This window comes from Balneicella halophila (assembly GCF_003096835.1).
In the GTDB taxonomy this organism is placed as follows: domain Bacteria; phylum Bacteroidota; class Bacteroidia; order Bacteroidales; family Balneicellaceae; genus Balneicella; species Balneicella halophila.
This window is the reverse complement of sequence record NZ_QENZ01000003.1, coordinates 420,713-435,779: the sequence shown is the minus strand read 5'-3', so window position 1 is coordinate 435,779 and position 15,067 is coordinate 420,713. Positions and strand designations below refer to the sequence as shown.

Annotated in this window: 11 protein-coding genes; 1 reads left to right on the top strand and 10 read right to left on the bottom strand. The window is 36.7% G+C overall.

Features of this window, described 5'->3' with window-relative positions:
- Positions 1-45: 45 nt before the first annotated feature.
- The 7 genes from C7377_RS02005 to topA form a co-directional block, all read right to left on the bottom strand.
- Positions 46-750, bottom strand: a complete 705-nt coding sequence (locus C7377_RS02005; RefSeq protein ID WP_116495667.1) for a hypothetical protein — start codon at positions 748-750, stop codon at positions 46-48.
- Positions 740-2,536, bottom strand: a complete 1,797-nt coding sequence (ispG, locus tag C7377_RS02000) for a (E)-4-hydroxy-3-methylbut-2-enyl-diphosphate synthase (RefSeq protein ID WP_116495666.1) — start codon at positions 2,534-2,536, stop codon at positions 740-742. Before ispG ends, C7377_RS02005 begins: the two co-directional genes overlap by 11 nt.
- A gap of 84 nt (positions 2,537-2,620) precedes the next feature.
- Positions 2,621-3,559 (bottom strand): type IX secretion system ring subunit PorN/GldN, encoded by a 939-nt coding sequence (gene porN / locus C7377_RS01995; RefSeq protein WP_116495665.1) that lies wholly within the window; start codon positions 3,557-3,559, stop codon positions 2,621-2,623.
- An 18-nt stretch (positions 3,560-3,577) separates the two neighbouring features.
- On the bottom strand, positions 3,578-5,104 hold the full coding sequence (porM, locus tag C7377_RS01990; protein ID WP_116495664.1) for a type IX secretion system motor protein PorM/GldM: 1,527 nt from the start codon (positions 5,102-5,104) through the stop codon (positions 3,578-3,580).
- A 4-nt stretch (positions 5,105-5,108) separates the two neighbouring features.
- The gene (gene porL / locus C7377_RS01985; protein WP_116495663.1) at positions 5,109-5,939 is read right to left on the bottom strand and encodes a type IX secretion system motor protein PorL/GldL; all 831 of its coding nucleotides are present in this window, start codon (positions 5,937-5,939) and stop codon (positions 5,109-5,111) included.
- A gap of 12 nt (positions 5,940-5,951) precedes the next feature.
- Positions 5,952-7,304 (bottom strand): T9SS ring complex lipoprotein PorK/GldK, encoded by a 1,353-nt coding sequence (gene porK / locus C7377_RS01980; RefSeq protein WP_116495662.1) that lies wholly within the window; start codon positions 7,302-7,304, stop codon positions 5,952-5,954.
- A 99-nt stretch (positions 7,305-7,403) separates the two neighbouring features.
- On the bottom strand, positions 7,404-9,689 hold the full coding sequence (gene topA, locus C7377_RS01975; protein ID WP_116495661.1) for a type I DNA topoisomerase: 2,286 nt from the start codon (positions 9,687-9,689) through the stop codon (positions 7,404-7,406).
- 123 nt (positions 9,690-9,812) lie between these two features.
- On the opposite strand from topA, the gene C7377_RS01970 reads away from it, so the two are divergent.
- Positions 9,813-10,751, top strand: coding sequence for a lipoate--protein ligase family protein (locus tag C7377_RS01970; protein WP_165806830.1), 939 nt, complete (start codon positions 9,813-9,815; stop codon positions 10,749-10,751).
- On the opposite strand, the gene uvrC is transcribed toward C7377_RS01970, so the two are convergent.
- Genes uvrC through ybeY form a run of 3 tightly spaced genes read right to left on the bottom strand, consistent with a single transcriptional unit; the run spans position 10,735 to position 14,869 of the window.
- Positions 10,735-12,546: an excinuclease ABC subunit UvrC gene (uvrC, locus tag C7377_RS01965; protein WP_116495659.1), complete on the bottom strand. Its 1,812-nt coding sequence runs from the start codon at positions 12,544-12,546 to the stop codon at positions 10,735-10,737. The genes C7377_RS01970 and uvrC overlap by 17 nt on opposite strands.
- A 27-nt stretch (positions 12,547-12,573) precedes the next feature.
- Positions 12,574-14,445, bottom strand: a complete 1,872-nt coding sequence (gene mnmG, locus C7377_RS01960) for a tRNA uridine-5-carboxymethylaminomethyl(34) synthesis enzyme MnmG (RefSeq protein ID WP_116495658.1) — start codon at positions 14,443-14,445, stop codon at positions 12,574-12,576.
- On the bottom strand, positions 14,438-14,869 hold the full coding sequence (gene ybeY / locus C7377_RS01955; protein ID WP_116495657.1) for an rRNA maturation RNase YbeY: 432 nt from the start codon (positions 14,867-14,869) through the stop codon (positions 14,438-14,440). Before ybeY ends, mnmG begins: the two co-directional genes overlap by 8 nt.
- Positions 14,870-15,067: the final 198 nt, after the last annotated feature.

The window sequence follows — 15,067 nt, the reverse complement described above, 5'->3', positions numbered from 1 at the left end:
ATAAGTAAAACAAAAACCTTGCCTATAAGATATTTATAAAAAACATTATTGAGGTGCGAATTTATAAACAATTCTGCCTTGTTGTGATACTGGAGCTTCTGGTCGTTCACTAAATACTGATGCCAAAGCTGCATGCAACGCCGCTGCATGCATACAATCAGATGCTGAACGAGAACGATGTTTAACGACTTCAGCACCTACAACTACTCCCTTTCTATTTACAGCAATAGCAACCTCTACCGTACCTCCTCCTTCACACTGATATACAGGTATAGGTAATTTGACCCGATATCGTTCTGCTAAAAAATATTCTACCCGACTTTTTCCAACATAGAATATCGTTTGTCTTTCTTCCTTTTGTTCTGTTTTACGCTCTATCGTATCTTGTGTTTTCTCAAACGTTAGTTGGGGTTTCTCCTCTTTCGAGACTTTTAATTGTTCTTTTTTGAGCTCTGCAAATTCTTCTTGTAAGACTTCTGTCGTAACTTCTTCGTGCGTTTGCTCTCCTCGTACTAGTCTTTTCGATGCTTCACTTGTCATCATTTCTTTAAGTTCAGCATCTGCTCTTTCTTCAATTTTAATTTTTTCTTCAAGCTCTGATTCTTTGTTGGGTTCTGGAGCCAATTCAAGTTCATATTCTAATCTTTCTGCAGACTTCCTCATTTCTACAAAAAAAAGAAACCAAAATAGAATTACATGGAAAAACAATGTAACATTAATAGCCCAATATTGATGCGGTTTAAGATTCATTTGGCTCTACCCAATCTCCATGTTCTTTAATTAATTCCTCTAGTGCTTCAATAGCATTCCCTGAAGGGATGTTTCGTTTCATTACCTCTGTCCCTTTGTAGAGATTTATTTTTCCTGGTCCTGCTCCCACGTATCCATAGTGTGCATCACCCATCTCCCCGGGTCCATTCACAATACATCCCATCACCCCGATTTTTAGATGATTCAGATGATTGAAGTGTGCTTTTACTTTTGCCGTAACTTCTTGAAGACTAAACAAGGTACGTCCGCACCCAGGGCAGGAAATAAACTCTGTCTTAGTTGTGCGAGCACGTGAGGCTTGAAGCACCCCAAATGCTGTTTCCCTTACGTGTGACAGAGGCAAGTTGCTATTTGTTAAAAGAATTCCTGATGCTAAACCATCAACAAAGCTGTTACCTAAGTTAGCTGCAGCCTGTATTTGTAGGTCTTCTAAACTATCTGCAGTACTCTGTAAGTTTACAACTACTGGTAATTGCAGATTAAGATTATTTAGCACTTTAAAGAAATTTTCTATTTTTTGAAATGGTTTGTTCTCATTCAATTTTGCTATAAGCACAATACTATCATCATTGTTTAGCTTGTTGACCATATCGAGGCTTTCTACTACATCAACTTCTATAAAGAATAGGTCTTCAGTTTCTGAAGTTTTTTGGTAATTTCCCTCATTATATAATGCAAATCCTTTACCTTCTTCATACTCCTCAATAGGAATTATTTGTTTCAATGTCTTTGGCAGGTCATCACTATACTTTTCTACGATAACGTAATCGCAGGCACGAATTCCTTTTTCTCCATGTTTATAGCCTAAATCCTCTGTAGAGAAGCTTTTCTTCCCTCTTGCATCAACTAGCACCCTAGGAGCATTAGCATTGCTAAAATCGCCTCTTTTTAGGATTTTTCTAGGTTCAAAATCTAATTTGAGGTTCTCTGAGAGGTCGCCTTTCTCTGTAAAGTCGATTAATTTTTGTGCTACAGGTGGTTCGCATTCAGGATCCTCAGTCAATGACACCCGTATAGTATCCCCTATTCCTTGGTTGAGCAAAGTACCTGTCCCAACGGCTGATTTCAATCTACCGTCTTCACCTTCTCCCGCTTCTGTAACGCCTAAGTGTAACGGATAAGCCATATCTGCTTTACGCATCTCTGTGACTAATAGACGAACAGCTTTAATCATTAAAACAGTATTGCTCGATTTGATGGAAATCACCAAATTGTGAAAATTCTCCTCCCGGCAAATGTTAAGATATTCCATACATGAAGCAACGATACCTTTTGGGGTATCCCCATATTTCACCATCATCCTTTCAGAAAGAGAACCATGATTGACGCCAATACGTAGAGCTACATGATTTTCTTTTAATAAATCCAAAAGTGGAATAAAGCGCTCTTTGATCTTGTCCACTCCTTCCTCAAAACTTTCAGTTTTTCCATGTTTGATAAAGTTTCCTGGATTGATTCGCACTTTATCCACATATTTTGCTGCAGTATAAGCGGCTTTATAATTAAAATGAATATCAGCTGAAATCGGAAAATTGTAGCCTCTTTCTTTCAGCTTTTCTTTAATATCTTTCAAAGCTTCTGCTTCTTTCACACCTTGAGCAGTTATCCTTACCAATTTGGCTCCTGCTTTGTGAATACGGATGGCTTCATCAACAGTAGCATCTACATCAGTGGTAGTGGTGGTAGTCATAGATTGGATCACGATAGGGGAGTCTCCCCCAATAAGAATATCTCCGACTTTAGTTTGTGTAGTTGTGTATTTCATAAGTAATCATTGATGCAAAGCAAAGATAAAAAAAATAGCGACCTGCCTAGTCGCTATTCTGATTTTCTAATAGTTAAAAGTCTTTTAGTACTCCCAGAGATCATTTTCAAATCTCAAAATTTCTTCTTTGATTCGTTCTGATTCTATAATCTGATCTATACCTGTTGTATAATCAGCAATAGCTCTATTATCATATACATTACTATACTGCGTAATAAAACTGCTGAAATAACGTTTTATAAATATATCATCATAAGATAAGCGATGTGAATCATTCTTCCTATTAAAGGCTTCCTGCGTAGCTAAAATCGGACGTGCTTCATTGAAATACACCCAGAATAATTGTTGCCTCAGCTTCGCATCTTGCAGTTCGTCCTCGTAGGCAATCGTTGATTCAGGATCTTCATCAAGCGGTTGTACATAGTCTGCTTGCTTCTCATAAACACGAATTGGGCAAATCCCGATAATTCTAACTTGTAGTCTTGAACTGTTTTTATCAAAATACCACTGCTCTTTCAACATAAACTGAAGTACTTCTGAGGTTCCAGTCCCTTGACTAGCAACAGTCTGCTCTTCCAATTCACCAGTTAGCTGATTACGTACCTGAATGGTTTGCTCACCAGCATCTAACTTCTTCATAATATCTTGATAAGAAATAGGCGTGGTAAACTCATCATCATTGACATCATAGGCAGTTAAACCTTGATTTTGAATGCCTTCTAAAAGGATATTCATCAAATTTTTACGCTGTGTAGTCGGCGATTGAGGAAAATAAAAATGCTGATTCATTTTTTCTCTTACATCTATTACACGCCAAACTAACTTACTCCAAACAGCATCTGCCTCACGAATAGGGGGTAGTACTACTGGCTTACGCTTCTTAATATTATCTTTAGTATAAGCACTATTAGGATTAAGAATTAGTTTTTTATAGTTATTAGTATTCCATGGAGCATTTGCTTGCGCACTCAGCATAGAAGTGGCAACTCCAAAGAATAATATAACAGCTAATATCTTTTTCATACAAATTTTATTTTCAAATTATCTAATTCTAAAAACCAAAGAAGGCAGTGTCCTTGATTTTCCATCAGGTCCAACGGCAACAATATCATCGATAATAACACGGCTGCCTTGTCGCATTGAAGAAATCGCATTCAATTGGGCAGAAGTAAAATTTCTACTATTACTTCTCATTTCATTGGAAAATCCTCCTTTACCCGTTGTTGTTACAGTAAATCCTGAGATTTTATATTTCAACCCATCAAAAGGAAAGTTTTCTAAAATAGCATCAACACCGCCATTAGCTTTCAATTCGGCTATGGAGACACGACCACCTCTTTTACTACCTACCATTGGTGTAGGTGGGGGAACACTTTTCACACGAAATTCTGAAGTCCCCATATTCTTTCCATTCACAGTAACAGTGATATTAACTTTCTGTCCTGGCGCCACAGTGGGTGTGATGTCGTAACCATCATTAGTCCGCTGATGTCTAGCACCAGCCACGCTAATACTGATATCTGATTGCTTAACTCCTGCAGCTGTTACAGTAATCGGGTTCTTAATTCCCGCATAAAACACATTCATTGCTGATGGAGAAACCACCGCACTTGGTGAGGATACTTCTAACTTATGTTCAAATTCCTTCTTCTCAATCTCTCCAGATGGACTCAGGATATTGATAAACCCTTTAATTAAAGTTGTTCCTACTCTATTAGCAGGGAATGAATATTCATATTTTCCACCTTCCAATTTAAATGGTTTTCCATTTACTTCTCCTTCAAATTCTTGAGTAGCATCTATGGCTGTTGGAAAAATTTGAAAAGTAACATTACTGCCAGAAATGGTATTTGTAGGTCCCGTAATAGATGCAATGACATCAGTTACTTTATATGAATCTGCATCAACTTGGCGCGATAGATAATTCAGTACATCTGTTTCAGCATTACGAACATTTGCCTCTAATTGTGATAATAAAGTCACAGAGCTTATCAAAGGCATTTCTTCAAAGGTTGCTTTCTCCCAAGAGATTGTTTTACCGTTCTTCTTCACATCAGAAAGTGTCAAATTCTCATCAATAGAGTTTCTTAAAGATGTAGGTGCATTAGTAAGCATATTAAGTAATTGGTCTCTATAGTCATGCACATCATTCTTTAATGCAGTAGCTTTTCCACTGTTTAGCATAACCAAAGCGGCAGCTTCTCTATTTCCCTTGTTTTCAATATTCAGGATATCGAAATCTTCTCCGTCTTTATATTTAACTATATCTTCTTTATTTTTTCGAATATTTTCAATAATATCACTCGTAACACGTGTAACTTGGTTTGCCTTTTCTAGAAAAGGTTTTACCTTAACAGGATTGTCACTATAGGCTTTTTCCAAAGCCATAATGATTTCTTTATTCTTTAATTTTGTGACCTGATTGGTCTTGTGTAATCCCTTATCTACTTTAGCAAAAGCGTCAAGTACTTCGCTGGAAACATTGAGTGCTAACATCGCAGTCAATACCAGGTACATCATACCTATCATCTTCTGCCTAGGAGTTTCGGGACAATTACTTGTTGCCATATTATTACTTGCTTACATTCATTGCACTCAACATATTTCCATACACTTTATTTAGTGCGGTTAGGTTTTGTGCTAATTCATCTGATTGTTCTTTGAATTTCTTAGAGTTCTCAAGACTTACAGAAAGATTCTCCATCACATCATTCATTCCTTTACCTACTCTTTCTTGGTTGTCTAACCGCTCTTTAGTAGCTTTTAATTGTATCTCATACATCGAGTTGAGTGAAGACAGATTTTTATTGAATGAGTTCATTTGGTTGTTATATTCTCCACTGTTCTCCTCCATCTTAGAAATTGAAGTATTAAAAGTTTCAGACATCTTTTTGTAAGACTCCAAATTTAAATTGTGATTCTCTGCTAGAGACTTAACTGCTTCCGTTGCAGTATTCATGCTTTGAACATAATTATTTGTTGCAATAGAGGCATCAGACATATCATTGAGTCTAGACGCTGTTACTTCCAGTTTATTAATTCCGGCACCCAGCTTTTCCATGACGCCTGAGTCTATATTGGCACTGGCAAAAAGTTCATTCAATTGCGCAAAACCATCAGTGTTTGTTTGCAATTTTGGTCTCGCTGATCCAGCTTCTAAGCCAACTAATTCAGGATATACTAAACTCCAATCATATTCTTTATGTGGGGTTTCAAATGCTGAGATAAAGAAAATAATTGCCTCTGTTCCAAGTCCTACTAATAGCATTGTTTCCCCAGTAAAAGGTCCAAAACTATAGTGATTCAGTTTAAATAAAGCACCTAAAATAACGATTGCTGCTCCAACACTATAAATAATGTGTGATAGGCGCTTCCATTTTTTTGTTCCAAAGAAACCTGTCATATTTTTAAAGTATTAATTTTTTCCAATATAAGTTTTTACACATCTAAATCCTATGTACGAACGGGGTTCGTCTTGATATTCGTATGTTCGTGTTCCTACTTGCAGATATGTTTTCACATCTTTCCATGAACCTCCTCTTACCACCTTCATTTTCATGGCATCGTCTTCACCTTCTATCGCATTGTATTGATAGTTTGGATTCAAATCATGAACAACATCATAAGCCACTTCGCTGTAGGCTGAAGATGTCCACTCTGCAACATTCCCTGCCATATCATTTAGCCCATAATCATTGGGTTTGTATGAGCCGACCGGCGCTGTCATTGTAAATCCATCAGCAGCGTAGTTGCCTCGCAAGGGTTTAAAATTTGCCATAAAGCAACCTTTATTGCTTCGTGTATAAGGTCCTCCCCAAGGATACATACCTAAATTGATTTTACCTCTTGCGGCCAATTCCCATTCTGCTTCAGTAGGCAAACGAAACTCTTGGACTTCAAAAACATCTTGACGTTTTGTTCCTTTTATTGAATTTTGAAGTAATTGTGTTCTCCACTTACAAAATGCTTCTGCTTGTTTCCACGTTACTCCAACTACAGGATAGTCATCATAACCTGGATGTGAAAAATACCGCTTAGCCATAGGCTCATTATAGGAGTATGTGAAATCTCTAAGCCACACTAAAGTATCTGGATAGATATAGGTACCGCTTGAAAGAATAAAGTCCGAACGATCTTCTACTTCTCGATAATTTCCCTCATTATCGTATATAAACCCTTCGTATTTACCTTCTTCTGCATTATAATTGACAAAAGCTGCCTGAAGTAAATCCACATCAGCCCAGCCATATTTTAGTTTACGAACATCAATTTTGCGTTTGCCGTCAAATCGCTCTTGCGGTGGATAATAGAGTTCCTCTAAAGCACTCTGAACTTCAGGGTCTCCATAGTCTATATCCTCATCCCAATTAAGAATTGGTGGATCGATAGGATTGCCATTATCATCTTCCATAATAAGAAAGCGATCATCAGTTTCTGCTAACATTGTACGTGCTGTAGAATCTATCACCCAATGCACGAATTGTCTATATTCATCGTTTGTAATTTCAGTTTCATCCATCCAAAAAGATTCTACTGAAATAGGAATTGTATTAGCATTCAGTCCGCCAAAAGGGTCTTCGTCATTCATTCCCATTGCAAAACTTGCTCCCTTTACCTTTACCATTCCGTAGGGCTTGCTTTCTGCCCATCCTCTTTTTTTATTGCGTTGTCCTCTTAGTTCCCCGCTCTTATTACTTCCAAATCCACCACAAGAACTGATGAATAAACTAAGTGATAAAAAAATGAATAAAATATGTCGAAATTTCATATTAAAAATGTGTCTTCAGTTTAGTAAAAGCCATATTATAAGGCAAAACTACAAAATTTATTTGGATATCATTTCATAAAAAATAAAAATCAAAAATTCCTATTTCTTCTTCGCAACTGCCTTATCTACAATTTCTTTAGATTCTTCATAGGTTAGTTTAGCTCCATCAACACCCTTAGGAATACGGTAATTCTTTTTTTTGTAAGCAATATATATGCCATAACGACCTTTCAAGATTTGCAGGTCTTTATCCTCTTCAAAAGTTTTAACGATTTTTTCTTTATCAGCTTTTCGCTTCGCCTCTATTAATTCTATGGATTCTTCTAGATTTATATCCATAGGGTCTTGTTCCTTTTTCAAAGAGACAAATTTGCTATCATGACGAACATAGGGGCCAAAACGACCAATATTTGCAGTAACAACTTTCCCTTCGTACTCTCCTAATGTTCGAGGCAATTTGAACAAATCCAAAGCTTCTTCTAAAGTTATATCCTCAAGTTGTTGTCCTTTTTTCAAGCTTGCAAACTTAGGCTTTTCTTCATCGTCTGCTGAACCTAATTGCACCATAGGTCCATAACGACCAATACGCGCACTCACAGGCTTTCCTGTCTTAGGGTCTTCGCCCAACATTCGTTCTCCAGTAGTTCTTTCAGCATGTTCTAAAGTATTTTCTACATTTTCATGAAATGGTTTATAAAAATCAGCTAACATTTTTTGCCATTCAATCTTTCCTTCTGCTATTTCATCAAAATCCTGTTCAGCTTTTGCAGTAAAATTATAATCCATAATCTGATTAAAATTCTCCGAAAGAAATTCAGTTACAACTTTACCAATATCTGTTGGGAATAATTTATTTTTCTCAGCCCCTACATTTATCGTCTTCGATGACTCTTTAACATGTTCATCTTCTAGTGTAAATACAGCTGTTTTTACCTTCTCACCTTCTCTCGTTTCTTTAACAACATAGCCACGAGTCTGTACTGTAGTAATCGTTGGGGCATAGGTTGACGGACGACCAATCCCTAATTCCTCTAGCTTTCGAACTAGCGAAGCTTCATTGTAGCGAGGTGGATGCAATGTAAATCCTTGCAGAGCTTCTGCCTTTAGTAGAGGCAATACCATCCCCTGCTTTACTGGGGGGAGCAATCCATCAATTTCTTTTGGTGTTTCATCATCAGAAGATTCACGATATACAGAAAGGAAACCATCAAATAAAACCACCTCTCCTGTAGCTATAAACTTCTTATTATCAGGAGCTTCTATATTTATAGTAGTCTTTTCTAACTTTGCCTCTGCCATCTGACTTGCAAGGGTACGCTTCCAAATTAAATCATACAATCGCTTCTGGCCAGCATCTCCACCAACGCTCTCTTTTTGGATACTCGTAGGACGAATAGCTTCATGAGCTTCCTGTGCAGACTTATCTTTTGTTTTGAATTTTCTTACTTTAAGATATTCTTCACCTTTTGTGGACTTAATGGTATTGGCAATCTCAGACAAAGCATCATTAGAAAGGTTCACAGAGTCAGTTCTCATATAAGTAATATGACCAGCTTCATAAAGCTTCTGCGCTACGGACATTGTTCTAGAAACAGAAAATCCTAACTTTCTACTTGCCTCCTGTTGCAATGTAGAAGTAGTAAACGGTGCAGATGGACTTCTCTTTAATGGTTTTTTAGTGACTGCATCAACAGTAAAACTCTTCCCTATACACGCCTCTAAGAATTTTTTAGCTTCTTTTTCATCGTTTAATCTACTGTTTAAAGTCGCATTAATTTTTTCACCATCGACTTCAAAAACACCTGATACTTTATAAAATGCTTCTCTTTCGAATTTCTTTATTTCCTCCTCTCGCTCTACAATAAGGCGCACAGCTACTGACTGCACCCTCCCAGCTGACAGGGATGGTTTTACTTTTTTCCAAAGAACTGGGGAAACTTCGAAACCCACCAAGCGATCGAGTACCCGACGTGCTTGTTGAGCGTTAACTAAATCTATATCTATTTCACGAGGATTTTCTACTGCATTTAGAATAGCATTTTTCGTAATTTCATGAAATACGATTCGCTTAGTTTCTTTCTTCTGTAGGTTTAACACTTCGTACAAATGCCAGGCAATGGCTTCTCCTTCACGGTCTTCATCAGTAGCAAGCCATACAACTTCTGCATCTTTTACTAACTTCTTCAATTCGGAAACGACCTTCTTTTTATCTGCTGAGACTTCATAGTTCGGTTCAAATGCATTTTCAGTATCAATTCCTAAGTTCTTCTTTGCTAAGTCACGCACGTGACCAAAACTAGATTTTACAATAAAATCTTTTCCAAGAATTTTCTCTATCGTTTTTGCTTTCGCAGGAGACTCTACAATGAGCAGGTTCTTTGCCATATCTTTTTATAAAAATTTGATGCAAAGTAATAGATTAAAAATGCAATGAGCAAATTTGTTTTTAACTACACTTTATTATTTAGACCTGAGTGAACTATGCTAAACTTTTTATTTCTTTGCATTATGCTACTGATTGAAAGTAAAACTACAAACCCTTATTTTAATATAGCTACTGAAGAATACTTACTCAAAAACAGAGAAGAAAACATTCTCTTTCTTTATAAAAATGCTCCTTCAGTTATTATTGGGAAACACCAAATCCATCATTTAGAGGTAAATATTCCGCATATTGTTGAAAAAAACATCCCTGTAATTCGAAGAATATCTGGTGGTGGCAGTGTTTATCATGATGAACAGAATTTAAACTATAGCATCATAACCTCAGAAAATAAGGCTTGGGTAAATTTTGATGAATTTACCAAGCCATTTATTCATTTCTTGAAAAGTTTAGATCTGCATCCAGAACTTCGCAGTAAGAGCGACGTTCGCTTGGCAGGTAAAAAAATCAGTGGAAACGCTTCCCATATTTTTAAAAGTAGAGTGATGCATCATGGAAGCATTCTTTTTGCTACTGCCCTAGATGAGCTTACTAGTTGTTTAAAAAACAGACCGACATGTTATAAAAAGAAAGTAGTAAACTCACGACGTAGCATTGTCACCAATATAAAAACACACCTAAATTCAGCTATTTCTTTCAGTGATTTTACTCAAAAATTTATTGAATACCTCTATGAGTTCGGCTCAATCAACTCTTCAGAAGAACTATCAGATGAAGCAACCTGTGCAATCCAAAATCTTGCATTAGAAAAATATTCGTCAGTAGAATGGAACGTGGGCTATAACGCAAATTACACTTTCACAAATTCATTTTTGCATAACGGAAAAATAGTAAACATCACACTGGAAATTAAAAAAGGAGTTTGTGAAACAGCAAAAACAAACCACACTTTATGTAAAGATATTGAGAGAGTTATACAAAATGTTCCACATGAAACATTTTCTTTCACGAAAGCACTATCACCGTATTTTAGCAGTAGAGAAATCCTTAGTTTCTTTTTTTAAAATAATCATGAACTTTTAGAGCTCTTGATCTCCCAATCGTATCTACAAGCAACTCTAATGATGCACTCTTAACACCCTCCACGGAATGAAAACGCCCTAACAATGCCTGCACAGATTTCGACCCAATTCCATCAATGGACTCCAATTCTGAGCCCACAGAATTCTTTGACCTCACATCACGGTGAAAAGAAATTGCAAAGCGATGTGCTTCATTTCTCATATGTTGCAAAACGCGTAACGTTTCTGATCTCTTATCTAAATAGAGCGGTGTTTTATCACCAGGATAATACAATTCTTCTAATCGTTTTGCTATCCCAATTACACTAACCTTTTCAAAGATTCCAAGTGCTTTCAGCGCTTCAACTGCAGAAGACAACTGCCCCTTACCCCCATCTACGACTATCAAATCTGGCAAGTCATCACCCTCCTGAATCATTCTCCCATATCTTCTATTTAGAACCTCATTCATAGATGCAAAATCATCAGCACCTACTACAGTTTTTATATGAAACTTTCTATAATCCTTTTTCGATGGACGCCCATTTTTGAATACAACACAAGAAGCAACAGGATTAGTACCATGAATATTTGAATTGTCAAAACACTCAATATGTCTTGGCTGAACCGGTAGCCTTAAGTCCCGCTTCATCTTTTTCATAAGAGCATTATCCCGTGTATTTTCTCTCCTTTTTGTTGCTTGTTCTAACTTTTCTCTTCTAAAATAGAGTGCATTTCTTTTGGAAAACTCTAAAAGCTTAACTTTCTCTCCTCTTTGCGGAACAGTAATATTAACATTGTCCAACTCGTACTCTACTGGATAAGGCAAAACAATTTCCGACATAGTTTGCTGTGCTTGTGAGCGAAACTCAACAATAGCAGAAATGAGCAAGTCTTCCTTAGTTTCATCTAACTTTTTCTTTATCTCTAAAGTATGAGAACTCAAAACCCGACCTTCAACAACAAAAAGTCTGTTCACGTAAGCAACCTTTTCATCATCTACAATTGCATATACTTCTAGATTGGTCAATCGTGAACTTACCACTACAGACTTGCTTTGATAACGTTCTAAAAAGTCTAATTTGTCTTTCATCAATTGTGCTTTCTCAAAGTCGAAATTCTCAGCATAATTTAGCATACGTTGCTTCACCTCTAACATTAAACTATGCAGATTTCCCGAAAGCAACTTTTTAATTTCATCTATAGCACTCAAGTAATCAGCTTCAGACTGTAAACCAACGCAAGGTCCTTTACAGTTTTCAATATGATACTCCAAACAAACCTTGTAGCGACCTTGTTCAATCTTACGTGGCGACAAATCCAACTTACATGTACGCAATTTATATAGCGAACGAACCACATCCATAATAGAACGAACCATTTTCACCGAAGTATAGGGTCCATAATAGATCGACCCATCATTGACCTTTCTACGTGTCATAAATACCCTTGGGAAATGCTCATTTTTTATGCATATCCACGGATAGGTTTTATCATCACGCAGTTGAATATTATAACGTGGCTGATACTCCTTAATTAAGCTATTTTCCAGCAGAAGCGCGTCCTGTTCGGACTGCACAACTATATGTTGTATTTGAACAATTTTTGAAACAAGCACACGCAACTTTCCACTATCAGGTTTTTTAGTGAAATATGATAAGACACGCTTTCTAAGACTTTTCGCCTTTCCGACATAAATAATTATATCTTTGGCATCATAAAATTGATATACTCCAGGAGACAACGGCAACTGTCTAGCTTGTTCTTTTGGCGATAAATTAATTTCAGATGTGCTCATAAAATCCCTTTTGTTCCACGTGAAACATTAACGCCCCATAAGTACCAAAAGAACGTTTATATCGGCTGGTGAAACACCAGCTATACGAGAGGCTTGACCGATAGTTCGAGGCTGAATTGCAGTTAGTTTTTGACGAGCTTCGATGGTTAACGATGACAAGTCTTCATAATTAAATTTATCAGCAATAACCAAATCTTCTAAACGCTTCATTTTATCAGCAAGTTCACGTTCGCGTAAAATGTATCCAGAATACTTAATACGAATTTCAGTGGCTTCAATTTCCACATCAGTGTAATTATGTTCGTACAAAAAATCAGCCAATCCGGTTAAATGTTCAGACAAAGCACGAAGCGAAACACGAGGTCGAACCAAAACATCTTTAAGCTTAGCACCTTGTTTCATCGGGGTAGAATTTACAGACAATAAGAATGACTCTAATTGTTTTGGCTTAACACTAAAGCGCTCACAAAAAGAGATCAATTCACTAATGCGCTCATACTTTTGTAAATAAGCACTCCATCGATCATCATCAATCAAACCCAATTCTCTAGCTTTGGGAGTTAGACGCTCATCGGCATTGTCTTGACGCAATAGAATACGATATTCTGCACGGGAAGTAAACATTCTATAGGGTTCATCCGTTCCTTTTGTTACCAAATCGTCAATTAAAACACCAATATATGCTTCATCTCTTTTCAAAATAAATTCAGGTTTGTCATTTAATTGGTGGTGTGCATTTATAGCAGCAACAATTCCTTGTGCAGCCGCTTCTTCATAACCTGTAGTTCCATTAATCTGTCCGGCCAAAAACAAGCCATTAATCCTTTTTGTTTCTAATGTATGATGCAACTGCGTAGGTTGAAAAAAGTCATATTCGATAGCATAACCAGGTCTTAATAATTGAACATTCTCAAAACCCGGGAGTTTTTTTAGAGCTCCAAATTGTGCTTCTACTGGCAGGGCTGATGAGAAACCATTTAAATAATATTCAATAGTGTCTTCTCCCTCAGGTTCTAAAAACAAAAGATGCGAGTCCTTATCAGGGAAAGTCGTCAATTTGGATTCAATACTAGGGCAATATCGGGGTCCTATAGAATCAATAGTTCCATTATGCATAGGCGATGCATCAAAACTCTTTATCAACACATCGTGAGCTTCCTGATTTGTGTACAAAATATAACATGGCAGACGTTTCAAATCATTATCTTGTGATTTCTCGAACGAAAAACTGCGTTCTTCAGCATCTCCGTCTTGCTTTTGCAATCGTGAAAAATCTACAGAACGGGCATCAATACGTGGAGGAGTCCCTGTCTTCATCCTCCCTGTCGTAAAACCAAGATCACTAAGTTGCCCTGTAATGCCCAAGGACATTGGTTCAGCCAGACGCCCTCCTTTGTATTTTTGCTGACCAATATGGATAAGTCCATCCAAGAAAGTCCCCGTCGTTAAAATAACTTTTGGTGCAAAAAAATCAAGCCCTAGTTGTGTTTTAACACCTTCCACTTCAGTTTCATTAATAAGTAATGAAACTACATTATCTTGCCATAGAGAGACATTTGAATTGTCTTCTAAAGCCTTACGCCACTTTGTTGAGAACACAAAGCGATCGCACTGTGCTCTAGGACTCCACATTGCCGGTCCCTTAGAACGATTTAGCATTCTAAATTGAATAGTAGATGCATCAGTTATCTTAGCCATCTCACCCCCGAGAGCATCAATTTCTCGTACAATTTGACCTTTAGCAATACCCCCCACAGCAGGATTACATGACATCTGTGCTATACGATTTAGGTCTAAAGTGATTAACAAAACTTTAGAGCCTAAATTCGCAGCCACCATACTTGCTTCACACCCGGCATGTCCTGCACCAACTACTATAATATCATATTCTTTACGCATCGTTTTCAATTTTTTTCAATAAAGCTAATGCTTCATTCTCTGCCTCTCTCATCATTTTTTGCTCTTCGTCATCTTTATCGTTATATCCAATAAGATGTAAAACGGCATGTGCCATTACTCGGAAAAGTTCTTCCTGAAATGAGACATTAAACTTTTTAGCATTGGACTCTACAGTATCTAAACTTATCAATATGTCTGCTGCAATAATCTCTCCAACAGTAGCATCAAATGTAATTACATCTGTGAAATAATCATGTGACAAATATTTACGATTCGCCTCTAAAATTTTTTCATCATCACAAAAATAATATGTTAATTCTCCAATTTTAAGATTTCTTGACTCAACTAACTCTGTAAGCCAAATTTCAATCAATTTAGGACTTTGAAGAGGATTTGTAGTATTTATTTGCTCAAATGTTATCATTTTCGTTCTACTTCATTTTTAAAGGATATACATAACAAAACTCATAATAGCTTAAATACCAGTGCTTTTAAGCAGAATTTAACATAATATCTAGAGATTTCTTTACTTATTGAAAAGCCTAACAGATATTTGCTTGCAAAAATACAAAGATTATAGACAATAATAAAGCAACATTTAACAATGAGCAGTTACAGTTTA